This window comes from Metabacillus sp. YM-086 (assembly GCF_048059995.1).
GTDB classification, from domain to species: Bacteria; Bacillota; Bacilli; order Bacillales; family Bacillaceae; genus Metabacillus; species Metabacillus litoralis_B.
Window position 1 is genome coordinate 1 of record NZ_JBLUOI010000050.1, and the last position, 26,614, is coordinate 26,614.

A 26,614-nucleotide genomic window follows, 5' to 3' on the forward strand; every position below is an offset into this window, starting at 1 on the left:
GTTCTTGTTGTGCCATCGGTGCCAATCACACCAATAATGGTAGTAATGCCTGATAAAGTAGCATCTGTTAATTGCAGTTCAGGAGTGCGGGTTTTATAACTTCCTTCGCCACCACCGCCTGTAATGTGAACATGTGAATCAATAAAGCCTGGTACAACTTTCATTCCGGACGCATCAACTACGTTTATATCGACAAAATCAGTAGGTAATGAAATATGGTCCTCAATGAATCCAATTTTTTCATCTACGAGGAGAAGATCCTTTTTTCCTATATAAGTTGGAGTATACACTTCTCCATTTTTAATAAGCGTAAGCATTCGGGGCATCCCTTTCATCTTAGAATCCTTATCTTTTCTCAAATAGCTTACATATTTCAATAATCGTTTCAGTTGCTTTTACCATATTATCAACCGAAATAAATTCAAATTTCCCATGAAAATTCTCGCCGCCAGTGAATACATTAGGAGTTGGTAATCCCATATAGGATAGCTGTGAGCCATCTGTTCCACCGCGGATTGGTTCAACAATAGGTGTGATGCCAAGGTTCTCCATTGCTTCATGAGCCACATCCACAATATACTTCACAGGCTCAATTTTATCTTTCATATTATAGTATTGATCATTGAGCTCTAAAACAACGGAATCCTGACCATATACAGATTGAAATTCCTCAACAAGCTTAGTGATTGTTTGCTTTCTTTCTTCAAACTTCTGTTTATCATGATCACGGATAATATAATGTACATATGTATTTTCAACATCACCTTGAATGCCAATAAGATGATAAAATCCTTCATACCCTTCTGTAAACTCAGGAGCTTCCATTGCAGGGAGCTTGCTTTGAAAGGCCATTGCTATTTTAGACGAATTGACCATTTTCCCCTTTGCGGTTCCTGGGTGAACATTGTTTCCTTTAAATGTGATTTTGGCTGCAGCTGCATTAAAGCTTTCGTACTGAAGCTCACCTAATGGACCGCCATCGATTGTGTAGGCAAAGTCAGCATTGAAGGCATCAACATCAAATTTATGAGGTCCTCTCCCAATTTCTTCATCAGGTGTAAAGGCTATACGTATTTTGCCATGCTTGATTTCTGGATGATTAATCAGATAGGCCATACTCGTCATAATTTCTGCAATACCTGCTTTGTTATCTGCACCTAATAATGTCGTTCCATCGGTTGTGATAAGTGTATGACCTTCGTAGTTTTTTAGATTTGGAAATTGTAATGGAGATAAAACAACATTTAGCTCCTTGTTTAGTACAATATCTTTTCCATCGTAGCTTGAGATGAGCTGTGGGTTTACATTTTTGCCAGTGAAATCTGTTGCCGTATCTATATGTGCAAGAAACCCGATTGTAGGAAGCTCTTTATCTGTATTAGCAGGAAGGGTTGCCATCACATAGCCGTTGTCATCCATTGTGACATCCTGCATACCAATTTCCTTCAGTTCCTCCACTAGTTGCTTGCCAAGTGTAAGCTGACCAGGTGTGGATGGACATGTATCATTGTTTTCATTTGATTGTGTATCAACTTTTACATAGCTTGTAAATCTTTCAATGATTTCATTTTTCATCATGATTACTCTCCTTACTATGAGATAGGTTTATCTTATCATGAAGAAAATGCTTGGTACCAATATTGAAACAGAAAAAAGCATTGAGTTTTCACTCAATGCATGAATTACACACCTCTTCGTGCAAAATCAGTAAATCTGAACTTATCGAGGCGGTGTCTGGATTCTGTGTATTGAAACAAGCTAGTGTTTTCAAGGTACACATAATTTTTCACAACAACAATATGAGAAAAGCCCTCAAGATCAAGAAGTTGTCTGTCTTCTTCCGTGCAGTCTTCAACAACAATTTCTTTTTTTGCAAAGCTAATATTCAGCTTTAATTGTTGCTCAAGATATTCATAGATGGAGGTTTCACATATTTGTTTAGTTAATGTCGGGACAAATTTCTTTAGGAAATAATCTTTATCTAAAATAATCCGTTCACCATTAATAGTTCGAGATCTAACAACCTTCCACACTTCATCCTTGCTTGATGCATGTAGCTGCTGTTTAATAAAGGGCTCAGGCTTAATCAAACCAAAGTCATGAACAGTTGTTACCGTCTCTCTATTAAGGTTTTTTGATACTTCCTTAAAGCTAACAAGCCCTGAGATAGGAAAGCTCATTTTTTGAACGTCAATGACAACTGAGCCTTTTCCTTTAATTTTTTGAATAAAGCCGTTTTGTGATAATAAATTTAGGGCTTTTCGAATGGTTTCTCTGCTTGTTTCATGTTGAACAGCTAACTCATTTTCAGAAGGTAAAATATCTCCTGCTTTAACATCCCCAGATTTAATTTGTTCCGATAATTCTTTATATATAGAATGGTATTTATTTTGTCTCATCGTCATCACCATTCCTATCTTACCATGAACGAATAACAAGATACATATAGGCTCTATTACGGTTTGAATGTCTTATTTTTTCGATAAATAAAAAATAATGGATTCATATGGACGTAGCTTCAGGTTTTCAAACGATAATGATGAATCTTTATAGTTAGATAAAAGAATGTCTCTGTTATACCCTTCAACAATTACATGCTCGGGCAAAATGAATTCGGTATGCTGATCATAAAAATTATTAACTACTAAGAGTTTTTCATTAAATGTTTGACGTATATAAGCGAAAATTTGAGGATCATTTTCTAATAAAAGCTTATAATTTCCTGTTGTGATCACATCATACTGTTTTCGTAATGAAATAAGCTTTTGATAATGATAGAAAATGGAGTCCGAATCCGCTAATGCATTTTTAGCATTTATTTCTTTATAATTGCCTGCAACATCAATCCAAGGTGTACCTGATGTAAAGCCTGCATGCGGAGAGCTATTCCATTGTACTGGTGTTCTTGAGTTATCACGTGATTTTCGCTTTAAGATTTCAAGGATTTCCTCGTCTGACATCCCCTTTTCTTTAAGGATGTTATACATATTCAGTGACTCAACATCACGATACTCCTCAATAGAGTTAAACTTAGGATCAGTCATCCCAAACTCTTCTCCCTGATAAATATAAGGAGTACCTTGCATCATATGGATGGTGGTTGCGAGCATTTTCGCTGATTCTTTATGATATTCTTTGTCATTTCCATATCGCGACACAACTCGTGGCTGATCGTGGTTACACCAAAATAAGGCATTCCAGCCATTTCCTTTGTTCATACCAGTCTGCCAAGTGGAAAGAATTTCTTTTAATGAAAGAAAATCCATTTCACCAAGAGCCCATTTTTCACCGTTAGGATAATCAACCTTCAAATGATGAAAATTAAATGTCATACTTAGCTCTTTGCTCTCTGGATTTGAATATTGAATACAATGATCAATTGTTGTTGAAGACATTTCTCCTACTGTTAAACTTTCATGCTTTGAAAACACTTCATTATTCATTTCATGGATAAATTCATGAGCACGGGGACCGTCTGTATAGAATTTTCTTCCATCACCAGGAGCTGTAGAACCATCATCATCTGGGAAGGATTGATTTTTAGATATTAAGTTAATAACATCTAGGCGGAAGCCATCAACACCTTTTTCAAACCAAAAGTTCATCATTTCATACACTTCTTTACGCAGCTTTTCATTTTCCCAATTCAGATCTGCTTGAGTAACATCAAAGAGATGAAGATAGTATTGCCCTGTCTTTTCGTCAAGCTCCCAGGCATTACCGCCGAACTTGGATTCCCAGTTTGTTGGTGGTGATCCATCTGCTTTAGGATCCTTCCAAATATAATAATCTCGATATGGATTAGACTTTGATTTTCTAGCTTCTTTAAACCATTTGTGCTCTGTTGAGGTATGGTTAACAACGATATCCATAATCACCTTTATGTCATGTTGATGTGCTTTTTCAACTAGCTCATCAAAATCACCCATTGTTCCATATTCTTCATGAATTGAATAATAATCACTTATATCATATCCATTATCCTTTTGTGGAGAAGCATAGATAGGTGTTAACCAAATCACATCAACTCCTAATTTATTTAAATAAGGCAACCTACTAATAATCCCTTGTAGATCACCAACACCGTTTCCGGTTGTATCATGAAAGCTCTTTGGATAGATTTGATAAACGACTGATTTTTTCCACCATGGGTTAATCAAATTAAACACCACCATTATTAGTTTTATATAAAGAAAAGGGACAAGCATCTTGTCCCGATTTGATTTATTTTTACTAGTAGAAAGAAAGTACTAAGGCTTTCGCATTTGACAATGATCCAAGTGGATCTATTGTTTTTTTATTTTTGCAAGAACAAAGGTTAACAAAAATGGAACGATGATTACGATCGCCATTCCGATAAAGAATGATCCCCAGAATTGTGAATCGATCGATAAAAATCCTGGTACACCACCGACACCAATAGAAAATGCCTTTACTCCGTTAATAGAGATAAATAATCCGGCGATACCTGAGCTAATTAGTGCGGCAATAAATGGATAGCGGTAACGTAAATTAACACCAAACATTGCTGGTTCAGTAATACCAAGCCATGCAGAGATACCGGATGTTAACGCTAAAACTTTCTGTTTTTCTTCTTTTAAAATAAGCATCATTGCAAAAGCAGCTGATCCTTGTGCAATATTTGATAATGCCAGCATTGGCCATAGGAATGTTCCGCCTGCGTTTGCTAATTGAATATCAACTGCTAAGAAGGTATGGTGCATGCCTGTTACAACTAATAGGGCATATAATCCTCCATAAATCAGTCCACCAAGTGCTGCAAAGTTTTCAAAGATTGAGATCACGCCATCTGTTAATACATTTCCTATTGCAAACGTTATAGGTCCGATTACGATGAATGATGCAAATCCTGTAATTAAAAGTGTAAGCGGAGGAACAATTAATAATTGAAGACCGTCCGGAACACGTTTACGTAAAAATAATTCAACTTTAGCTAATAGCAATGAGGCCACTAAAATCGGTAAAACTTGACCTTGGTAGCCGATCTTTTCAACTTCTAATCCAAACAAATTCCATGTTGGGATTTGTTCAGCTGTTCCATATCCCCATGCATTTAATAAATCTGGGTGAACAAGCATTAGTCCAAGCACAATACCTAATAATGGACTTCCGCCAAAACGGTTTACGGCCGACCAGCCAATTAAGCCAGGTAGAAAGACAAAGGCTGTATTTGCTATTAAGTTTATAATGCTAGCCAAATCGGCCCATTGTGGATGAACATCAATAATTGATTTTCCATCATAGAAAATTCCTGGTCCCGTTAAGATATTATTAATCCCCATTAATAAACCAGCTGTTACAATGGCAGGCAAAATTGGGATGAAAATATCAGCCAATGTTTTGATAGCGCGTTGGATAGGATTTAGGTTTTTCTCAGATGCCTTTTTTACATCTTCCTTTGAAGCTTCCCCTACACCTGTTTGTTGAACGAGCTCTTTGTAAACTTTATCTACTGTTCCTTGACCAATCACAACTTGAAATTGTCCGTTTGTTGAGAAAGATCCTTTTACTAACGAATTATTCTCAAGTGCTTCTTTATTTACTTTTGATTCATCTACTAGTGCAAAACGAAGTCGTGTCACACAGTGTGTGGCAGCAGAAATATTCTCTTTACCACCAATCGCATCTATAATGTCCGTTACTTGTTTTTGATCGACACTCATGGTTTTCCCTCCCAAATATATAAGTCTCGTTCCAGATAAAACGAATAGAATAGCGTTTTCATTTCAGAACAAGGTTTGCATATGTGTATATACAAATATGGTATTATCATAAACTTGTATATACATGTTGTCAACAAAATTAATCGTTCACAAAGTTGGGTAACTAGAGTTTTATATGGATGGTTGAAGAGTTTAGGTGTTATATAGAAGTATTTAGTTTTGGCCAATATGTAGATTGTTAATCGAAGTGAAGGGATGAGGAATTAAAAAAAGCCAGCTTTTTAACTGGCTTTCATACAACACATATATATTATCTAGGTAACGTAAATTCTGCTGTTCGACCTTTAAATGCTTGTTCACCGTTTTCAGCATAAAAAGGACCAAATTCCATAACAAATTTTTTATATAAACCAAATTCATCTTTTCTAAATAAGAAAACATGGAGTTTTTCACCGGTTTCTCCAGCAGCGATTGTTGCTGGGTCACGTGGTTCAGCCATTCCCTGACTAAGGACTCGTACTCGGTTATCATCAACATTCAAAATGGTTCCTAAGTTGTTAATGCTAACTGGTGTAGTTGATCCGTTATCTATTTTCACTTTGACAGTTAGGGCAGCAACGCCACTGTCTCCAAAATCACTAAACATTTCTTTATTTGCTTCGGTTGGAATAACTTCTGTATATTGTACCCCTTCAACCGTAACGTTTACATCACCGATTTTTTTGGTATCATTTATGTTTGCTTTTTCAAAAATCATCTTCTTATCAGCCCAGTTATCTGATGTTAAACGATCTTGGAAGAACTGTGGTTGAGAAGCTGTTGTTTCTGCTTGTTCATCGTTGTAGATAAAATCATATGACGGTGAATTTCCTGAAATGCTTCCGCTAAAATCAGAGTTCTCCGCTGCTCCACCTTCTATTACGTATTTAGGCTTAACTGACTTTAACTTTTCAAAATCTTCATTAGTCATTTTAAAAGTTAATAAGCCTGTTACTTTTTCTCCTGCCTCGAATAAGGAAATATCATCCTGGTTCTTTTTAATCTTAAAAATCTGTTGATCTTCTGGTACAAACGCTTTCCAATCAGAAGGTATGTAATCTAAATCATTGCTTAACTGAATTCGATGAGAATTGTTATAATACATAGGTTTATCTGTTCCATTTTCTATAGTTACTTTAGCGGTAACAACATATCCATCAACTTGATCATCAAAATAGATGGTTGAATATTCATTCACGTCTGTAACTTTTACAAGTTGATATTCATCAACTGATACTTTAAAGCCTTCCATATCATGAGTATATTGAGGATCTTTATTTGTATAGAGAATCTCCACATTCCCTTCAGAATCTTCAGCAATAAATGGATTTAACGTTTCATTATCGCCTTGTGGTTGTTCTCCGGCATCTTGTTCTTCTGTTTCAGTTTCTACTTCATCATTAGCTGTTTGTGTTTCCTCAGCTTGAGCAGGAGCTTCTTCTTGCTTTGTTCCGGAAGCTTCTTCATCGTTTCCGCATGCAGCTAGAAGAAGTGTGCTGAAAAACAATGTAGAAAATAAAAATTTAGATTTTTTCACATTTTCACAACCTTTATCAATTTTTTCCCACAGTTATCTATTATAATAGAATCCTTACAAAAAACCCTTTTATTTACAGAATTTATTAAAAATGGTAGTTAAGGTCTGATGGAGGAATTTGCTATAAGGATAAAGTCATGTTTAATATGTGATGTATGCCCTTTCAACTATCTTTGTTAAAATGTGATCATTTGTTCCTGGTACTTTTGCTATGAGTTCCAGAATGTGTTTATTTATTTCTAGCTGTCTATAATACAATAACAGGTGGGCATTGGTTTTTTTCATTTAACATGTTAAAACATAAATAAGAGAATTTGCAGGAAGGACAACTTATATGAATTTTGAACAAACAATTGAACCGTTTATTACAACAGATGACCTTATCCTTCAGGATTTTGTTGCTCATACTCTTCATGATTATCCTACGAACAAATCCCAGAAATGGACAAAGAGATTACTTCTTGAAGCTATAAATAAGCCTAAAAAGGCAAAGTCTATATTATCGTTTCTTAAGGTCGATCCTAATGATGAAGATCTGGTTCATCTTTTAATTGAGGCAAGGAAAGATACTACTGATCAAATCCGGTATACCTATGAACGATTATTAATAGAGTTTCATCCCCGTATACTCATAAAGCATCGAGAAAGATTAACAGATCTTTTTCAACAAGAAGATTGGCGCGTTTATGAAGTGCTGGAGAATGGAACAGAAGAGGATGTATGGGAGGGATATTTTAACGCTTTAACTACTTTGAATGCTGAACAAGACTTGAATTATTTCCTGTATCAAAGATTAAAGAAAATTGCTTATTCCCTTTTTGAAAAGAAATACATAACAGAAGAACAGGTTTTAAGTGTTTTCGCCCAAAATTTTCAGGAGGATTGGTTTGATTATAATGGCTACATTGCTGTTTATTTACTGGGATTAATGAAAATGGATCAGCATGCCGATCTTCTTGCATCTCTATTAACTAGAGACGACGATATGTTAATAGAGGAAACAGCTGAAGCGCTTATCTCGTTTCAAACAAATAAGGTTGTAGAAGCTACTAAGCCTTATTTATTACATGAAGATGCCTTAATTTTTGCAGCATCTGTTATTGAAAACATAAAAACAGAAGCTGCAGTAGAAACGTTACGTGATGCTTATCATCAACTAGAAGGAATGGATGTACAAGGAGTCATCTTTGAGGCGCTTGTTCATCAGCTATCAGATAAAGCACAGCGGGAAATTGAGGATTATGTTAGCAAAGCGGAAACAACGATACTAATCGATGAGGATCAGCTTGCGTATAGTTATTTTAAAATTGTTGGAATCCAGCATCCTCGGCTTGAGGAGTGGAAAAGTAAGATTGAGGGAAGGTAAAAAGAAAAAAAGGGATCGGAATTGCACCGATCCCTTATATTGTATCTCCCTTTTACGGCATTCTTACCTGAGATTTACTACATCCACATGCTTAAAATCCTTCACTTGAAACAACCCCAAGTCTGTTAATTTTAATTCGGGGATTACAGGCAGAGCTAAAAACGACAGAGTTAAAAATGGGTTGAAGTTTCCTGTAAAGCCAATATGCAGTAGAGCCTCATCAATTTCCTTTAGCATCTTATTTACATCTTTAAAAGATGAGGCTGTCATTAAGCCTGAAATTTCTAACGGTAAGGAAGCAATCACCATATTTTCATTCATTACAACCAGGCCACCGCCCATTGCTTTTAATTCATAAATGGCTTTAAGAAGATCTTGATCATTTGTACCTAAAGCAATGATATTATGAGAATCATGTGCAACAGTCGAAGCAATTGCTCCACTTTTAAGGCCAAATCCTTTGACGATTCCTAATCCGATATTTCCAGTTGCTGCATGTCTTTCAACAACGGTCATCTTAAGATGATCCCTGCTAACAGATGGTTGAAAATAACCATTTTGTGAATGAATTTCTTCAACAATATGCTTTGTAATGATTTTATTTGGAATGATCTCAATAATGTTAGCTGTAGTTCCCTGTAAACATGGGATTTGCAGATCATCGATTTCAATATCTTGAATATGAATGGTGTTTGATAAAGTATCCGGGATGGATGGAGTTGTTTCACTAAATTCTGAACAAACAAAACGTCCATTTTCAGCCATAAGCTTCCCTTTTAAGAATACTTTTTCAATCTTTACATCTTCCAAACTATCTATAAATACAAGATCAGCATCATAGCCTGGAGCAATAGCGCCTTTTGATGTTAAGCCAAAGCATTCTGCTGCGTTGATGGTGGCCATTTGGTAGGCAAGAATTGGGTTTAGTCCCCCTTTAATGGAAAGAAAAATATTATAATCAATGCTTCCTTCAGCAACTAAATCATCTAAATGTTTATCATCGGTCACAAAGAGACAGCGACGTGAATTCCTTTCAGTAATAACAGGCAATAAAGCTGAAACATCTCTTGCAGCTGATCCTTCTCTAAGCATAACGTACATGCCTCTTTTCAAACGGTCATGTGCTTCCTCAGGTGTGACACACTCATGATCCGTTTTAATTCCCGCAGATGCATAAACATTTATGGCATCTCCAGATAGACCAGCAGCATGGCCGTCTATTTTTTTACCGAGTTTATTGGCTGTTATGAGCTTTTTCATCATCCCCTTCTCTTGATGAAAAACAGAAGGAAAATCCATCACCTCAGCAAGCCCTAAAACACGTTCTTCTTTGTAAAATATCTCTAAATCATCGGCAGTAAGTACGGCACCTGCATTTTCAAACGGGGTAGCTGGAACACAGGAAGGAAGCATAAAATAGTTGTTTAAAGGGATATCCTTTGCTGAATCAATCATAAATTGAATGCCCTTTGAACCACTAACATTGGCTATTTCATGGGGATCAGCAATAACTGTTGTGACACCGTGTGGAATGACGACTTGAGAAAATTGTTGAGGAGTTACCATTGCGGACTCAATGTGAACATGACCATCAATAAAACCTGGTGAAATATATTTTCCCTTGGCATCGATGGTTTGGATTCCTTCATAATGACCAATTCCAACGATAACACCATCCGTAATTGCAATGTCTTCTTCGATGATCTCACCATTAAATACATCTATTATTTTCCCGTTTTTTATAACAACATCAGCTTTTACTTTCTTTGCAGAAGCAGCTAGTTTATGAGTAAAGTATTCCATTGGTATGATCTCTCCTTTCGTTTATTAAAATAGTTTAGAAAAAAACCGCAAGAAAAAAGCATAACCTTTTCTTTGCGGCGGTAATCCGATACTAGTATTTCTTATTATCAGTGTATGATAAGTTAAACAAATTTTAAAACATCTAACATTTAATGTCAATAATCTTAACATTAGCAATCAATTACTCTATTTCTCTTTCGTTTTTGATTTCGAATAATGCCTTCAAAACCACCTGACCCAAGCACAACACCAAAAATGATGAAAATAAAACCGATCATTTGCTGAAGTGTAATGACTTCTCCTAAAAATATGGTTGCACCAACTAATGCGAAAAATGGATTAAGATTAATGAAAACAGCTGACTCAGCTGGCCCAACTTTTCCAACCGCATAATTGTAGATCATATGTCCAACAGATGTTGCTAAAAATGCTGAAGCGAAGAAGACAATCCATATAGAAATTGATCCGTTAGTCATGCTCTCGAGACCAGCAGGCTCAACAATAAGGCTGATGATAAAGAGTAAAAGTGAGCCAATGAAAAGCATATAACCTGTCATCAGGCGGGGATCTAATGTTGAAGATACCTTCTTAATCATAATAAAACTAACGGCCTGAACAAAAATAGAAAGAAATACATGAACATCACCAAGAGAAATACCTTCCAAACTTTCTCCATTTTGAAACACAATGAATGAAATGCCAATAAATCCAAGAATAATTCCACAAAAGCGAAGGATCGTGATTTTGTTTCGTAAAAATAAAAAGGCTAGAATCGTCGTTAAGATTGGTCCAGTTCCTAATATTAGTCCCCCATTAGAAGCTGAGGTCTCTTTTAAACCAATTGACAGAAAGTAATGATGTCCAACAACATTAAATAAGGAACAGATGATAATGTACTGCCATTCCTTTTTGGTAGGTTTTCTTACAAGCTTTAAAGAAAATAAAATGATAAACACGCCAACAGCTGCTGTAAAAATACGAAAAGCTGTCATTGTCACAGGCATAAAGCTTGTAACAAGAAGCTTTGTTGCAATAACATTGAATCCCCAAAAAACCATTACAACAAATAGCGATATATAAATTTGATATTGATGCTTATTAACCAAGCAGTACCCTTCTTTCTTATATGTAGATAATTTCTACAAATCTATTGCTCTAAGCAGCAACATAAACATTATATTTAAAAAAGAAAGAAGTAACTACTAAATTCATCTAACATATTAAGACTTTTTCAAAAAGGGCCAAAAAAACACCCTCCATTAAAGGAGGATGCTATTCGACAAACTTCGGGTGGTGCCTGTCACTACAACAAGTAACTCCGCACTCCCTTGTTGTCACGCAAGAACACCCCGAGATTATTTTTTGTTTCAATCATTGAACCACTTTCTAAGGAGTAGTAAGTAATTTTTTCTTTCCATAATAATGATTCCGATGTTTCGGAGGTATCCTTAAGCTTCTTCACAGTTCCGTTTTTCATACCGTACCGTTTTAAGACAGGTTCTTGTCTTCGAATATCGTTCAACCAAATGATGAGCTTCAATAAGCTTCCACCAAGCATTTCAAAACTCTCATTCTTCATTGGACTGCTCGTAAATTGGTAAATAGTAAGATCTTCACCCTTCAGCTCAAGATCAGCTTTTGCTCGAAAAGCATAATGAACGTCTCCTGATAAAATAGCACACTCACCTGGCTTCCACTTTAACAATTGTTCCAGAAAAGAATAAAAGCCATTAAGGTTATATTTCCAAGCTTCAAAATCTAGTTTGTATTGAACAGGTATACCCAATGACCGAAACGGATAGATGTTTTTCTTTAAAAATGACTCTATACTATCAACCCCATAAAGCGGAGTTGCTGAAGTAATTTGTAACGAGTCCCCTTGTTGCCATGAGCTTTCCTTAATTAGCGTATCTAGGAGTTCCCATCCCCTTGAGCCAATTAATTTAGAAGGTTTAGAAAAATTTATATGGTTACTTTGGGTAGACTCGTATTCCCGTAGAGTTCGAGTATCGAGACAAAGTGTTTTCGGGTTTGTCGGGGCAATAAAATGCCACCCTTCAAAGTCAAGAATTGTGTTTATCCAGCGATTATAAGAAGGCGTATTGACCGAATTTAATTTTAAGTATTGCTCGATATCGTGAATAAAGGAGGAATCAAAGCTATTCGGGTTGTTTCCCCAACCTTGAAAGGCCCAATAAGCCGTTAAACCACTAGCAATCGTATGCTTTCCAAGCGGAGCCTCATAGACTTGTTCTTTCCAATTATCCGTAATATTCCAATCATCTGTTATATCATGATCATCAAATATCATATATGTTGGAACATTTGCTAACACTCTTCTAACCTTTGAAAGCCCTGATTGGAAATAATGAACATTCTCAATTTGTTCAAGAAAATGATGTTGAAGATCATCTTTTTCTTTAGGGTAAAAAGAATCTCTGTTATATAAATCTTCAAATGCATTTGCATTTGCGCCATGTGACTCTATCAAGACATTCCAAAGCGCAGGGCTCCAGTTTAATAAGTACATTGCTGCATATTCTCCAAAGGTAAGCAAATGGTTTTCAGCATGAGATGATGTGAACTTACAGAGATCCTCTGCAATCGATTGTCGTCCGTTAATTTTAGTTAAAAGGTGTTGATAGGGTGACTTATTTAATTTTGGTTCGACCTCAATTAAATTTTCATCATCACCAATTAGTTCCTGCTTAATTTTTTGAATATACGGTACGAGTGGACCGGCTATATCATCAGCATAGATTTGATCGCCAAGCATGAAAAGTGAACTAGGTCTTAATGTAAAATTTTGATCATGTTCTTTTATTAAATCATCTGCTTTGGCTAAAGTATCTTCCCCTTTACCGTGGGGCTTTCTGCAGGAACCATACAGAATGGTTGAATGTTTGTTAGTGTTAATAAAAAATGCAGGATAGTCAAATCCTTCATATACAAGTGATTCTGGATGATCTGAAGATAAGAGCTGCAGACTGCCTAAATCATATTCCTCTAATCCTTTTTTAAAGAATAAGTTATAACCCAAAAATTGATTAACAGGAAACTCACCTCGTGTTGGCATTAATTTTATGAGATGAATATATAGGTGTTTCCCTAAACGAACGGTCTTTGTTTTAGTTCTTATTGACAAAGGTTGATTTTTTGAACCTTGTGTTTGCTTCTCATACAATCCAGCATTTATTGAATAATCCTTGCTCGTAGCAAGCCAAATAAACACCTGTGAACGTTCCACTCTACGAAGGATAGGACCGGACAGAATAACAGGAAGCCTCATCATTTCCAGTCACCCCTAACTAGGTATTTTTATTACTTTATTCAAGGAAGAGTGCATTTGTGAGGCAGGTGGCGTTGGACAAGCTTCGGGGAGTGGCAGTGGTCAACCTAAACCAGTGAAACGGTCTTCATGGGAGAGATGAAGACCAAAACGGTGAGTAAAAGTGAGTGAAACGGTCTTCATAGGAGAGATGAAGACCAAAACGGTGAGAAAAAACGAGTGAACGGTGTTCATAGGAGAGATGAAGACCAGAACGATCAGTAAAGGCAAGTGAAACGGTCTTCATAGGAGAGTTGAAGACCAAAATGGTGAGAAAAAGCGAGAGAATCGGTCTTCATAGGGGCAATGAATACCAAAATGATTAGTATAAGCGAGTGGAACGGTCTTCATAGGAGAGATGAAGACCAAAACGGTGAGTAAAAGCGAGAGAAACGGTCTTCATAGGAGAGATGAAGACCAAAACGGTGAGAAAAAGCGAGTAAAACGGTCTTCATAGGAGCAATGAAGACCAAAATGGTGAGAAAAAACGAGTGAAACGGTCTTCATATCGCTAGCTCCCCCCGAATTCCTCGACAAACTTCGGGAAGTGACAGGCACCACCCCACACCAGGCACCACCCCACAATCACCATCCCTTGCCTATTTCCGCCAACTTCTTTAAACTCAAACTAGGTATCTTAAGGATGGGGTGAAGGAAAGGTGAGTGTTGACCAAAACCAAACCTTTGATATTATTGATGTTTGTTTGTTAGCGGGGAAAATTATGCTTCGTAGTGGGGCTGAGACGTATAGGGTAGAAGATACAATGATGAGAATAGCGGCAGCTTATGGGATAAAGGAGACTCATAGCTATGTCACGCCAACAGGAATCATTTTTTCTGTAAGCAGTAAAACCCCCACACAGCTTGTAAGAATAGTTGATCGTTCTACAGATTTGCAAAAGGTTGCAAAAGTAAATGGTGTTTCGAGACAAATAAGCAACGGGGAATTATCGGTTGAAGAGGCATATGCTCATTTAAAGGAAATTGAACTAGATGCTCACGCCTACCCGATTTGGGTACAAATTGGGGCAGCTTCGATCGCAAGTGGTTGCTTTTTAATTATGTTTCAAGGTGGCTGGACGGATTTTCTTCCAGCAGTTATTGCGGGCGGAATCGGATTTTCAAGCTTAATCTATCTTCATCGATTAGTCGAAATAAAGTTCTTTGCTGAATTTTTAGCATCACTTATCATCGGTCTACTATCTGTTTTATTTGTCACGCTTAATATTGGTGCTGAGCTGGATAAAATTATTATCGGTTCTGTTATGCCGTTAGTACCTGGTTTGCTCATCACAAACGCAGTGAGAGACCTTATGGCAGGTCATTTAGTATCCGGAATATCAAAGGGAGCAGAAGCCTTTTTAACCGCATTTGCCATCGGAGCGGGTGTTGCGGTTGTTTTCTCGTTTTATTAACATTTCTGGATAGCAATACAGCTTTCTTATAAGGAGGGCTTCATTTGATTGAACAGCTTATAACAAGCTTTATCGCATCAGCAGCATTCGGAATCATCTTTAATGCACCTGTTAAGGCATTATTTCGATGTGGTTTCGCTGGAATGGTTGGCTGGATGATTTATATCGGGTTGTTTGAGTATTCTAATGACAGTGTTTTTGCTTCTTTAATTGCCTCTTTTGTTATTGCAATTATTAGTCAATACTATGCAAAGAAGCATAAAACGCCTGTGATTATATTTAACGTGTCCGGAATTATTCCGTTAGTGCCGGGAGGACTAGCGTATGATGCGATGAGGCAAGTGGTGGAAAATGACTATAATGCTGCGATACCACTTGCAGCAAAGGCCTTTATGATTTCTGGTGCAATTGCAATAGGATTGGTTTTATCAGAGGTGATGAATCAGATCATTCGAAAGGCAAAGCAGAAGCGAAATCATGAATTTACGAAGTCATAAAATAAAAAAGTGTTTTTAAAACCTTAATAATTTTGACTGACTAATGTATAATGTTTTAATCACTTATAGAGAGGTATATATAATGAATGCATTTATAAAAAATCAAATTGAACATTTTCAGGAAAAAAATCAAAATCGTGGACGTTTATTAGTTAGCTGTCCGGACCAACCTGGTATTGTCTCAGCAATATCAACATTTTTATTTGAGCATAATGCTAATATTATTGAATCAAGTCAGTACTCTACAAATCCTGAGGGCGGTACTTTTTTCATTCGAATTGAATTTGAATGTCCAAACTTAAAAGATAAAGCACAAAAGATGGAGGTCCAGTTTAATCAAATTGCAGAGAAATTTTCAATGGACTGGAACTTTACGCATGTATATAATTTGAAAAAAGTGGCGATTTTCGTCTCAAAAGAATTGCACTGCTTACTTGAGCTTCTATGGGAATGGCAAAGCGGCGACTTAATGGCAGATATCTCGCTTGTCGTTAGTAATCATGAAGAAGCAAGGGAAGTCGTTGAATCACTAAATATTCCGTTCTATCATATTCCTGCCAACAAGGATATTCGTGAGCAAGTAGAAGATCAACAACTTCAGCTTCTAAAAGAGCATGATATTGATTTAATTATTTTAGCGCGTTATATGCAAATTTTAACGCCGAAGTTTGTATCTGCAAATCCAAACAAAATTATCAATATCCACCATTCCTTCTTACCAGCCTTCGTTGGTGCAAGACCATATGAAAGAGCATATGGACGTGGAGTGAAATTAATTGGAGCAACGTCCCATTATGTAACAAATGATCTTGATGAAGGTCCAATTATTGAGCAAGACATTAGCCGTGTGGATCATCGTGATAATGTTGATAGCTTGAAAAAAATTGGTCGTAACGTTGAACGAAGTGTGTTAGCAAGAGCAGTAAAATGGCATCTTGAAGACCGTATTCTTGTTCACGAAAATAAAACAATTGTCTTCTAATATAAGTGGCTCAAGGGAAAGTATATTCCTTGAGTCACTTTTTTGTTGTGCATTCAACAGCTGATGATACAATAATAGCAACTTATCTTTTTAGCGGAGGTATACGATGAAACGATTAACTGGCAAAACAATTGCTCTTGCAGGTCAGCGTAAATCAGAGGAACTTAGTAAGCTAGTAGAAAACCTTGGTGGTGTTGCACTAATTCGACCAGCACAGGGAACAGTTTTTTTAGATGATACAAATGTTGAAAAAGAAATAAAGGCCTTAATAGAAGGAAATTTTAACTGGTTGATTTTCACTACGGGAATTGGAACAGACAAGCTCTATCAAACTGCGGTAAACATGGGGTTAGGTGACCAATTTATTGATGCACTAAATAGTTCGAAAATTGCGGCAAGGGGCTATAAAACGGTGAATGTTCTTAAAAAGCTTGGAATAAAACCAGATGTCAGGGATGATGATGGAAGTACAGCTGGTTTAGTGAGAGAGTTGAGAGCACATTCATTTTCAGGGTTAAGTGTTGCTCTTCAGCTACATGGTGATCCGGCACCGTTATTAATTGACTTTTTAAAGGAGCAGGGTGCAGAATATCGTGAAATTTTACCTTATCAGCATATCCCGCCAAAGCCAGAGGTCATGGAGCAGCTTGTAAGTGAAATACTTGAAGGGAAAATAGATGCTGTTAACTTTACAAGTACTCCTCAAGCAAGATTTTTAATGGCTCATGCCAAGGAAAAAGGTGTAGAAAAGGAAGTTTTACATGCATTTTCTACGAATGTGATAGCAGTATCTGTTGGGAAAGTAACCGCTCAAGCATTGCGTGAGGTTGGCATTACAAGAATGGTTGTTCCTGAGGAAGAAAGAATGGGAAGTGCAATCATTGCACTTGTAAACTATTATAAGCAAGAAGAAGAGAATAAGTAAGAAAGAGCGAATCGTTTGATTCGCTCTTTTTGCGCCCTCTTATGAGCGATTAATAAAGAATGGTAGCTCCTCTACCCCTACTAATCGAGCATATGTAAATAATTGACCTTTGTGGTGAATTTCATGGTCTTTTCCACTTTCAAGCAAAGCGATTCCAGGCATATTCATCCCAGCAAATTCAATGATTTGATCAAGTTGATCATCTGTAAGAGATTCTAAAAGAGACTTTGTTTCCTCAGTTTCCTTCTGGACAGTCTCTTTTAATTCATTCACCGTTTTAACCTCTGGCTGTGCAGCCGGTGGTGTAAAAGCACCGTTCTTTACAGTTTGAGCAAACATGCCCATTGCACTTGTCATATGTAAAACAAGTTCAGAAAGTGCCATAGCCCCTTCCCATGGTTTGTAAGAAATATGTTGATCTTCTAATTTTTCCACGATTTCAAGCAGGACTTTTCGGTGACTCATCCAGCCGCTGATTAATGCACTTTTTTGTGTCATTTGACTCGCTCCTCTTTATGTTAAAATCGTTCATCCGTTGTTTATTATAAAGTATTTTAGACGAAATGATGAGTAATTGGATTGCAAGCCATATTTCTTTTGTTAGCGCTTTATCTATACTATAATAAAAATTGTGAAAAATTTTAACTAAACGATAATTTACATAGGATGGTGGAAAGAATGAAATATCGTCAGCTAGGAGATACAGACCTTAAAATTAGTGAATTAAGCTTTGGAACATGGGCTATTGGTGGATCATGGGGAAAATCAGATGACCAGGAAGCATTAAGAGGTCTAGAGCGTGCAATGGATGCCGGTGTTAACTTCTTTGATACAGCTGATGTATACGGTGATGGACATAGTGAGGAATTACTTGCTAAAGCTACAAAAGGAAAGGAAGATAAAATTCATATTGCGACAAAGTTCTGTCGAGCAGGTGATATTTTTGATCATGAAACCTATTCTGAAAAAGCTGTTACTGAATATTGTGAGGCAAGCTTAAAGCGCCTTCAACGTGACACAATTGATCTTTATCAAATTCATTGTGCCCCTTTTGAAATCTTAAAAAGTGGACAGGTTTTTGAAGTATTAGATAAGCTTCAACAACAAGGAAAAATCCGCCACTATGGTGTGAGTGTAGAAACAGTGGAGGAAGGATTATTTTGTTTAGATCAAGCAAATGTGAAGGCGCTACAAGTTATTTTTAATATCTTCCGTCAAAAAGCTATCCCTGAATTGCTTCCACAAGCAAAGGAAAAAGGTGTAGGCTTATTAGCTCGTGTACCTTTAGCAAGTGGATTACTAACGGGTAAATTCACAAATCAAGCTAAATTTGAAGAAGACGATCACCGTAATTTCAATAAAGACGGCGAACACTTCAATGTTGGTGAAACCTTTGCCGGTGTAGAGTTCTCAAAAGGTGTTGAGCTAAGTCAACAGCTGGAATGGATTTCAGAAGGTCGTGGCAATATGGCAAGAGCAGCACTTCGCTGGATTCTTGATCATGAAGAAATCACAACTGTTATCCCTGGCTTTAAAACGGTAAAGCAAGTTGAAGATAATTTACAAGCTACAGAAGTGCCTTCCTTTAGTGCAGTGGAGCTGAAGAGGCTTTCTGAGTTTTATCAAGATCGCATTCATCCGAATGTTCGTGGGGTTTATTAAAAAGTGAGAAGCTGGAGCCTATGTGTGCTCCAGCTTTTTTGTGGAGATGATGCTTCGTATGCAAGAATATCGAAATAGTTGCAAGATAACATTACGAAGTTACAAGATTATTAGCCGAACATGCAAAATAACAAAATAAGTCGCAAAAAAATTAGGCTAACCTGCAAGAACCTCACAATTTAAACAGAAAAAAGCTGTTTACCTCCCAAAGTAAACAGCTGAAACAATCATTATAAGCTTGATTCCTTCCACTCTAGAGCAGGTGAAGTGGCTTTCTTTCTACTTTGCACGAACTTATACATGAAAATAACAAGTATTAAAAACAAGCCGGCAAAAAGATACAATGTTTCATAGCCTAATTGAGCAACCACGATTCCTAAAACGAATGAACCAGTCGCAATTCCGGTATCAAAAAGTGTAAAAAATGTTGCTGTTGCATGGCTGCTGCGATGATGATCTGTTGCTTGAATAGCCAGTGTTTGGAGGCAAGGCACAACAGTTCCGTAACCTAAGCCAATAAATGCTCCGGCAAAAAGCAGCATAAAGGCGCTGTGTGAAATACTTAATAACAATAAACCAATCATAAATAAAGCCAAAGCAGGGTAAATCACAACATTTGGCCCCTTTGTATCATACAAACGACCACTGAATGGTCTTGCAATAATCATAGCTACGGCAAATACAAGGAAAAAGTAACTTGCTGCTTCTATTAAATTTAATTCTTTAGCATACATCGAAATAAATGAAAGAACACTAGAATACGTAAATGCAACTAAGCTTCCTACAAGTGCAATTGGAAGGGCCTTTTGATCAATTAAATCGCTGAATTGCAGGCGTTTCTTTTCAACTTGAGCTGTTTTCTTAACCTCCGCCATTTTACTAAATGCCGTAAATAACACACCGATTGTAATTAATGAAGCTAGAACAAGAAAAAGAATTGAAAAAGATACATATTGTAAAAGAGTAAGTGAAATGAACGGACCACACACAACGGCAAGGTTCATAGACATGGCAAAATATCCAAGGCCTTCACCACGTCTTTTCAGGGGTACAATGTCTGCGGCAATTGCACCCGTTGCTGTAGAGGCAATACTGAACCAAATCCCGTGAACAAATCGTAAAACTAATAAAAGGGCATAATTCTCAACCCATAGATACATAAAAGAAAAAATGGTAAAAAGAATCATGCTGATCATCAATGTTTTTTTCTTCCCGAAATCCTGAATCAGCTTCCCTGAAAAAGGTCGCACAATAATCGCAGATAACATAAATATTGTAATAATTAAACCTGCATCAACGCTTGAGCGGCCGAGTTCATCAACCACATAGATTGGTAAAGATGTTAGCAGACCATAAAAAGCAACAAATATGAAAAAATTACTTAAAAAGATACTAATAAAGCCTTGTGTCCAAATTGGCTGTTTTTCTTGAGAGTTCATTAGGCTTATTCCTCCTAGCTTTATTCTGTTTTTCCGAGTTTTGTTAATAAGGTAAATAACTGATCTTGCTCCTGATCTGTAAGCTGTAAGGTCATTTCTTTTTCAAATCTTTTTACATCTTCTTCAACAGTAGGCAATGTTTCCAGTGCTTTTTCCGTAAGAGAAACAAGTCGTTCACGTTTGTCATTTCCAGAAGTTCGATTTATCCAGCCACCTTCTTCGAGCTTAACAAGTGTTCTTGTTACAGTAGGTGCTTCAACGTTTAAATATCGCCATATATCACTTTGGGTCATAGGGCCGTTTGTTTTAAGGCAGTACAGAATAGACCATTGTGAGCTGTATAGATCATGCTTTTGTAAATATTCATTAACTTCCTTTGTCATATGTCTAGTTTTTTGATACAACAAATGAAAAAGTTTATTTGTGTTATCCAATTCTTTTCACCTCAAATTATTTACCTAAGTAAGTATTATCGTATCTGAGAGATATTTACCTAGGTAAATATCCGCTTATACTAAGATAACAGAAAAACAAATTTTGTAAAGTGGCATGATTTCAAGTATGCGTTTACAACTATCTGCTTTTTTTAATTACATAATTACACCAATAGTTTCATAATCTATCAATCTTCTTTCAAGCCAACTAAAATATGGGCATAGAAGGATTTAAACTCAAGGATTTTTGAATGAAATGCAAACGCTTCCTATATTTAAAAATTTACAAGGTGAAAAAAGGAGAGCATATAATGTCAACTTTACGTGAAGAAGCAATAAAGATGCATAAGGATAATAAAGGTAAGCTAGGTGTGCACTCTAAGGTTCCAGTTCGAAATGCTAAAGATCTAAGCTTAGCTTATTCTCCAGGTGTTGCAGAGCCGTGCTTGGACATTCATGAAGACGAAAGTAAGGCATATGAGTATACAATGAAGGGTAATTTAGTTGCGGTTGTTTCTAATGGTACGGCTGTACTAGGCCTTGGTAATATTGGACCAAAAGCAGCAATGCCTGTTATGGAAGGAAAAGCACTATTATTTAAATCATTTGCTGATGTGGATGCATTTCCTATTTGTTTGGATACAACTGATTCAGATAAAATCGTTGAAACTGTAAAGCTGCTTGAACCAACCTTTGGTGGAGTGAATTTAGAGGATATTGCAGCTCCACATTGCTTTGAGATTGAAGAAAGATTAAAGAAAGCGTGCGATATTCCAATCTTCCATGATGATCAACATGGCACGGCGATTGTGACTGCTGCTGGATTGATTAATGCTTTAAAGCTAGCGGGCAAAAAAATTGAAAACATCTCAGTGGTTGTAAATGGTGCAGGAGCTGCAGGTGTTGCGATTGTAAAGCTGCTTCTTCATATGGGTGTGAAGGATGTTGTTTTATGTGATACAAAAGGAATTATTTATGAAGGTCGCCAGATAGGAATGAATCCATTTAAAGAAGAATTGGCAGCCATCACAAATAAAGATCAAAAGCAAGGTAACTTAGAGGATGCTCTTAAAGGAGCAGACGTATTTGTTGGTGTATCTGTTGCAGGAGCTGTTACGAAGGAAATGGTTGCTTCGATGAACCAAGATCCAATCATTTTTGCAATGGCGAACCCTGTACCGGAGATTATGCCGAATGAAGCGAAAGAAGCAGGTGCACTTGTTGTGGGAACAGGACGTTCTGATTTTCCTAACCAAGTGAACAATGTTCTTGCATTCCCTGGCATTTTCCGTGGTGCACTAGATGTTCAAGCAAAAGAAATTAATGAAGAAATGAAGCTCGCAGCTGTGTATGCAATTGCTGAGTTAATATCAGAACGAGATTTAACGAGCGATTACGTAATACCGGATCCATTTGACCGAAGAGTAGTTGCATACGTTGCATCAGCTGTTGCAAAGGCAGCAATGGATACAAATGTTGCCCGTAAACAAATGAATACAGATGAATTAAAAAATCGCTTATTAACCTTAGTGGAAGAAAAACAAGCTGTGTTATCATAAAAAAGTGTAGGCTGTTAAGAAATCATCTTAACAGCCTTTATTACGCTATAGTCAGCCCAAAATAGGAAGCTTCATTTTATATCTTTACAGCACTACTTTTCACATTCCACGTCTTCTTCCAAGAATAACTCGCAAATAATAAAACGGAAAATGCAACTAAGGCAATAATCGAGAAGGTAATAAACCCTGAAGCGTAAGAGCCTGTTAATTCCTTCAATGTCCCTAAAATATTAGGTAAAAAGAAGCCTCCAATTCCTCCGGCAGCTCCAACAATACCTGTGATCATGCCAATTTCTTTTTGAAAGCGTTGTGGAACTAGTTGAAATACAGCGCCATTTCCCATTCCTAAGCACATCATTCCTACAAAAAGTAAGGCAGTGATGGCAAATAAAGGGGGTAATTGACTAACACCAAGCATACAAACAGCAACACCGATGAAAAGGAAGGATAACACCTTTACTCCACCGATTTTATCTGAAATAAGTCCACCAACAGGACGGAAAAAGCTACCTGCGGCAACACATAAAGTAACGAAATCCCCAGCTTGAACGGACGTTAATTTGTATTCATCAACGAAAAACATACTGAGAAAGCTAGATAATCCTACAAACCCACCGAATGTGACGCTGTACAAAATGCAGAAAAACCATGTGTCTTTATGAGCAAATACTTTAAAGTAATTAGCTAAAGGCTGAGGAGCTGGTTGTGAAGGAGCATCCTTCGCTAAAATCATAAAAATGATGAATGTAATGAAAAGCGGAATGAGTGCAAACCCCATCGTCACATGCCAACCGAACTGTTCTGCCAAACGAGGACCAAATAAAGTAGCAAATAATGTACCACTGTTACCTGCTCCTGCAATTCCCATTGCCAACCCTTGCAAATGTGGAGGGTACCATCTACTTGCCATTGGTAAGGCAACGGCAAAGCTGGCCCCTGCTACCCCCAACAATATCCCAATCATAAATAGTTCTGGCATTGTATTTCCGGCAAGTAAACCCCAAAGCAATGGAATAGCTGTAATTGACATTCCTAAAGTAGCAGTCTTCTTTGGACCAAACCGATCTGTTAAAATTCCTAAAACAATTCGGAAAAATGAACCTGCAAGAATTGGAATTGCAACAATCAATCCTTTTTGTGATGGAGAAAGCCCAAAATCCTGTGTAATAAACACCCCAAGTGCGCCAAGCATAACCCAAATCATAAAGCTAACATCAAAATACAGAAACGAGGAAAAAAGTGTTTTCGGGTGACCACTAGTTTTTAAATCCGATAGTTTCATGTTAAATCTCCTTCCAAATGTCCTAGATTTGTTTTTTGTGATTATTCAAATTTTCTGACTTATTTCATGGTGCTATTATATTTGGCAAAAAAGAAGTAGGAAAGATACTTGTAAATAAATATGACATGGAAATATTTATTTAAGATATTTCTTTATTACTCCAAAAATCCATATAGTAGAAACTCAGAATTTGTGTGAGGAAATCTAACGTAAATAGTTAGAATTTAACTAATATATGAAATAATGTTTTTATGTTAAAAGTCAGAGAATATTTGCTGGAGGGTGAACATGAAGCAGAAATTAGTGGTAATCGGTAACGGAATGGCAGGTGTTCGCTGTGTTGAAGAAATTTTAAAGCATAATCCAGAGCTATATACCATCTCCATCATTGGCAGTGAACCCCACCATAATTATAATCGGATTTTATTATCTTCTGTTCTACAAGGAGAAGCAAGGTTTCAAGATATCACGATTAATGATGCTATATGGTATGAGGAGAATGATATTACCCTGTTTTCCGGAGAAACAGCAACAGAAATTGATACGGAAAAGAAGATGGTTATAACGGATAAAAATCATGCCATTTCTTATGACAAACTAATTCTAGCCACTGGATCATCACCTTTTGTACTTCCGATACCAGGGGTTGAAAAAGAGGGAGTTGTGACATTTCGTACGATTGCGGACTGTAAAAATATTTTAGAGGCTGCAAAACACTATAAAAATGCAGTCGTAATTGGTGGAGGAGTATTAGGGCTAGAGGCCGCAAGAGGCTTGGTAAATCTAGGGCTAAATGTAAAGGTTATTCACAATACAGAGTACCTCATGCAGCGTCAGCTTGATTCGGTCTCGTCAAAAATGCTTCAGCATCGGTTAGAGCAACAAGGAATTGAATTTATTTTAGGAAAAGTCACCGAACAGATAATAGGAGATAAGCGAGTGAACGAATTGGCATTTACCGACGGTACTTCTGTAGAAGCTGATTTAGTTGTGATGTCTGTAGGTGTTATCCCTAATTCTGTTTTAGCGAAGAAAAGTGGAATCATAACAAACCGGGGAATTATTGTGAATGATTTTATGGAAACAAGTGTTAGTGATATTTACGCAGTTGGTGAATGTGTTGAGCATAACGGGATTGTCTATGGTTTAGTAAAACCGCTTTATGAACAGGGGCAAGTTTTAGCAAAACATCTTTGTCAGTTAAACCCTCAAGGATATGAAGGATCTGTTTTATCAACTAGCTTAAAGGTGCCCGGGGTGGATCTTTTTTCGGTTGGGGATTTTACGGAGGATTCCTCAACTAAATCGTTAACTATGTTAAATGAAATACATTCTGTTTATAAAAAAATTGTTCTTCGCGGTGATATTATCGTTGGAGCTGTATTATATGGAGAAACAAAAAATCAGTCAAAGCTCCTCGATCTGATTGTAAAAAGAAGGCATGTAAGTGATGAAGAGAAGAGGCAGCTCCTTCAAGCAGCTGATAAAGATTCTTCTAGCATCAAAGCAATGAAACAAAGTGAAATCATCTGCAACTGCAATGGTGTGACAAAAGGGTCAATTATTGAAGCTGTTCAGCAGAATGAATTAACAACCGTCCAGGAAGTAAAGCAATGTACAAAAGCATCCAGTTCATGTGGTGGCTGTAAACTACTCTTGTCAGATTTGCTAGATTATATTCAAAGTGACGAATGTGATGAATTGTTTGAAAGAAAGTCATTATGTACTTGTACAACACTTACAGAAGATGAAGTAGTTTTACAAATTCAACAAAAAAATCTCTCTTCATTACAAGATGTTTTTACCCAGCTAAACTGGCTATCTTTAGAAGGATGTGCGGGCTGTGTGCCGGCTATTCAATATTATTTAGCCATGATTTACCCAGACCATGCAGAAAAAAATCAATTCTTTTATATGAATGATAACTTAAAAGCTCAGCACATGAGTGATGGAACTTATTCCATTATCCCACAAACATATGGAGGAAAAGTATCAGCGAAGCAATTACGAAACATTGCAGCTGTTATGGAGAAATATCAACTAACAGACGTTGGTCTAACAACTGAACAACGATTCCAATTAAAAGGAATTAAGCAAGAAGATATCGGAGCTGTATGTACAGACTTAGGAATACGTTTACGTCCGGTGAACATTCATACAATCCATCATGTGAACACCTACTACAGTGAAAAAAAATGTCAGTGTCATACAGGAGTATCATTACAACTCTCCATTCAACTAGAAAAGGAAATGGAATTGATCTTAACACCACATGAGATTAAGTTAAGTGTGTCCCCATGCAAGCATCATGACCTGGAAATGAGGACGAATGATATTCACTTAGTTGGAGTTGAAAGAGGCTTTGAAATGTATGTTGGAGGAAGCTGCTCTCCACAACTACAGCAAGGTGAGTTATTTAGCATCGCAAGTGATCATGATGAAGCTAAAAGATTAATCTGTGGGTTTGTCCAATATTATCGAGAAACAGCCAATTATTTAGAAAACATAAGCGAATGGATCAATCGTGTTGGAATCATTCATATAAGAGAAGTGTTATTTGAAGAAACTCTTTGTGATCAGTTAGTAGAGAGACTTGAAGCTGAAATGATGATAAATGTAGAAAAAATTTAACTAGTTTTAAAGATTAATTGAAAAAAGGATG

The 26,614-nt window shown here is 36.8% G+C and carries 21 protein-coding genes; 8 read left to right on the top strand and 13 right to left on the bottom strand.

All coding sequences use genetic code 11. The annotated features are described in order from the left end of the window. The 6 genes from ACEWK1_RS18835 to ACEWK1_RS18860 all read right to left on the bottom strand — a co-directional run. Nucleotides 1–317: amidohydrolase family protein (locus ACEWK1_RS18835; RefSeq protein WP_416636552.1), on the bottom strand; the 317-nt coding region annotated here is incomplete at its 3' end. Nucleotides 318–345: 28 nt separating this feature from the next. Further along, nucleotides 346–1,575, bottom strand: coding sequence for a peptidase T (gene pepT / locus ACEWK1_RS18840; protein WP_416636560.1), 1,230 nt, complete (start codon nt 1,573–1,575; stop codon nt 346–348). 107 nt (nt 1,576–1,682) lie between these two features. Further along, complete coding sequence (gene treR / locus ACEWK1_RS18845) at nt 1,683–2,399, bottom strand: trehalose operon repressor (protein WP_121664003.1); 717 nt, start codon at nt 2,397–2,399, stop codon at nt 1,683–1,685. Nucleotides 2,400–2,471: 72 nt separating this feature from the next. Further along, nucleotides 2,472–4,160: an alpha,alpha-phosphotrehalase gene (treC, locus tag ACEWK1_RS18850; protein ID WP_416636553.1), complete on the bottom strand. Its 1,689-nt coding sequence runs from the start codon at nt 4,158–4,160 to the stop codon at nt 2,472–2,474. A 126-nt stretch (nt 4,161–4,286) separates the two neighbouring features. Then, complete coding sequence (treP, locus tag ACEWK1_RS18855) at nt 4,287–5,684, bottom strand: PTS system trehalose-specific EIIBC component (protein ID WP_416636554.1); 1,398 nt, start codon at nt 5,682–5,684, stop codon at nt 4,287–4,289. A gap of 310 nt (nt 5,685–5,994) precedes the next feature. After that, entirely contained in the window at nt 5,995–7,260 is a 1,266-nt protein-coding gene (locus ACEWK1_RS18860) for a DUF5068 domain-containing protein (protein ID WP_416636555.1), read from the bottom strand. Nucleotides 7,261–7,594: 334 nt separating this feature from the next. Here ACEWK1_RS18860 and ACEWK1_RS18865 point away from each other — a divergent pair, with 334 nt between their 5' ends. Further along, entirely contained in the window at nt 7,595–8,626 is a 1,032-nt protein-coding gene (locus ACEWK1_RS18865; protein WP_416636556.1) for a HEAT repeat domain-containing protein, read from the top strand. Nucleotides 8,627–8,689: 63 nt separating this feature from the next. Here the strand turns inward: ACEWK1_RS18865 and ade are convergent, their stop codons facing one another. The 3 genes from ade to ACEWK1_RS18880 all read right to left on the bottom strand — a co-directional run bounded on the left by ade (nt 8,690) and on the right by ACEWK1_RS18880 (nt 13,721). Continuing rightward, nucleotides 8,690–10,429 (bottom strand): adenine deaminase, encoded by a 1,740-nt coding sequence (ade, locus tag ACEWK1_RS18870; RefSeq protein ID WP_416636557.1) that lies wholly within the window; start codon nt 10,427–10,429, stop codon nt 8,690–8,692. A 170-nt stretch (nt 10,430–10,599) separates the two neighbouring features. Continuing rightward, on the bottom strand, nt 10,600–11,535 hold the full coding sequence (locus ACEWK1_RS18875) for a DMT family transporter (protein ID WP_232273747.1): 936 nt from the start codon (nt 11,533–11,535) through the stop codon (nt 10,600–10,602). Between the two features lie 197 nt (nt 11,536–11,732). Beyond that, on the bottom strand, nt 11,733–13,721 hold the full coding sequence (locus ACEWK1_RS18880; protein WP_416636558.1) for a hypothetical protein: 1,989 nt from the start codon (nt 13,719–13,721) through the stop codon (nt 11,733–11,735). A gap of 695 nt (nt 13,722–14,416) precedes the next feature. On the opposite strand from ACEWK1_RS18880, the gene ACEWK1_RS18885 reads away from it, so the two are divergent. The 4 genes from ACEWK1_RS18885 to ACEWK1_RS18900 all read left to right on the top strand — a co-directional run bounded on the left by ACEWK1_RS18885 (nt 14,417) and on the right by ACEWK1_RS18900 (nt 17,576). Then, nucleotides 14,417–15,172 (top strand): threonine/serine exporter family protein, encoded by a 756-nt coding sequence (locus ACEWK1_RS18885; protein WP_121663997.1) that lies wholly within the window; start codon nt 14,417–14,419, stop codon nt 15,170–15,172. 44 nt (nt 15,173–15,216) lie between these two features. After that, nucleotides 15,217–15,669, top strand: coding sequence for a threonine/serine exporter family protein (locus ACEWK1_RS18890; protein WP_212135309.1), 453 nt, complete (start codon nt 15,217–15,219; stop codon nt 15,667–15,669). An 82-nt stretch (nt 15,670–15,751) separates the two neighbouring features. After that, nucleotides 15,752–16,651 carry a formyltetrahydrofolate deformylase gene (gene purU / locus ACEWK1_RS18895; RefSeq protein ID WP_121663995.1) on the top strand — a complete coding sequence of 300 codons (900 nt, stop codon included), beginning with the start codon at nt 15,752–15,754 and terminating at the stop codon, nt 16,649–16,651. Nucleotides 16,652–16,757: 106 nt separating this feature from the next. Next, nucleotides 16,758–17,576 carry a uroporphyrinogen-III synthase gene (locus tag ACEWK1_RS18900; protein WP_212135311.1) on the top strand — a complete coding sequence of 273 codons (819 nt, stop codon included), beginning with the start codon at nt 16,758–16,760 and terminating at the stop codon, nt 17,574–17,576. A gap of 39 nt (nt 17,577–17,615) precedes the next feature. Here the strand turns inward: ACEWK1_RS18900 and ACEWK1_RS18905 are convergent, their stop codons facing one another. Next, entirely contained in the window at nt 17,616–18,074 is a 459-nt protein-coding gene (locus ACEWK1_RS18905) for a DinB family protein (protein ID WP_212135312.1), read from the bottom strand. 180 nt (nt 18,075–18,254) lie between these two features. Between ACEWK1_RS18905 and ACEWK1_RS18910 the strand changes: the two genes are divergently transcribed. Then, nucleotides 18,255–19,238 (top strand): aldo/keto reductase, encoded by a 984-nt coding sequence (locus tag ACEWK1_RS18910; protein WP_212135313.1) that lies wholly within the window; start codon nt 18,255–18,257, stop codon nt 19,236–19,238. Nucleotides 19,239–19,468: 230 nt separating this feature from the next. Here ACEWK1_RS18910 and ACEWK1_RS18915 read toward each other — a convergent pair whose 3' ends face one another. Both ACEWK1_RS18915 and ACEWK1_RS18920 read right to left on the bottom strand, forming a co-directional pair. Next, the gene (locus tag ACEWK1_RS18915) at nt 19,469–20,677 is read right to left on the bottom strand and encodes an MFS transporter (protein WP_212135314.1); all 1,209 of its coding nucleotides are present in this window, start codon (nt 20,675–20,677) and stop codon (nt 19,469–19,471) included. Nucleotides 20,678–20,697: 20 nt separating this feature from the next. Beyond that, nucleotides 20,698–21,060 (bottom strand): MarR family winged helix-turn-helix transcriptional regulator, encoded by a 363-nt coding sequence (locus ACEWK1_RS18920; RefSeq protein WP_121665143.1) that lies wholly within the window; start codon nt 21,058–21,060, stop codon nt 20,698–20,700. A gap of 362 nt (nt 21,061–21,422) precedes the next feature. Between ACEWK1_RS18920 and ACEWK1_RS18925 the strand changes: the two genes are divergently transcribed. Then, nucleotides 21,423–22,670, top strand: a complete 1,248-nt coding sequence (locus ACEWK1_RS18925; protein WP_121663990.1) for an NAD(P)-dependent malic enzyme — start codon at nt 21,423–21,425, stop codon at nt 22,668–22,670. A gap of 76 nt (nt 22,671–22,746) precedes the next feature. Here the strand turns inward: ACEWK1_RS18925 and ACEWK1_RS18930 are convergent, their stop codons facing one another. Beyond that, a complete protein-coding gene (locus ACEWK1_RS18930) occupies nt 22,747–23,952 on the bottom strand; it encodes an MFS transporter (protein ID WP_121663989.1) in 1,206 nt (401 codons plus the stop codon). Nucleotides 23,953–24,240: 288 nt separating this feature from the next. On the opposite strand from ACEWK1_RS18930, the gene nirB reads away from it, so the two are divergent. Continuing rightward, complete coding sequence (gene nirB / locus ACEWK1_RS18935) at nt 24,241–26,583, top strand: nitrite reductase large subunit NirB (protein WP_212135315.1); 2,343 nt, start codon at nt 24,241–24,243, stop codon at nt 26,581–26,583. Nucleotides 26,584–26,614 lie beyond the last annotated feature (31 nt).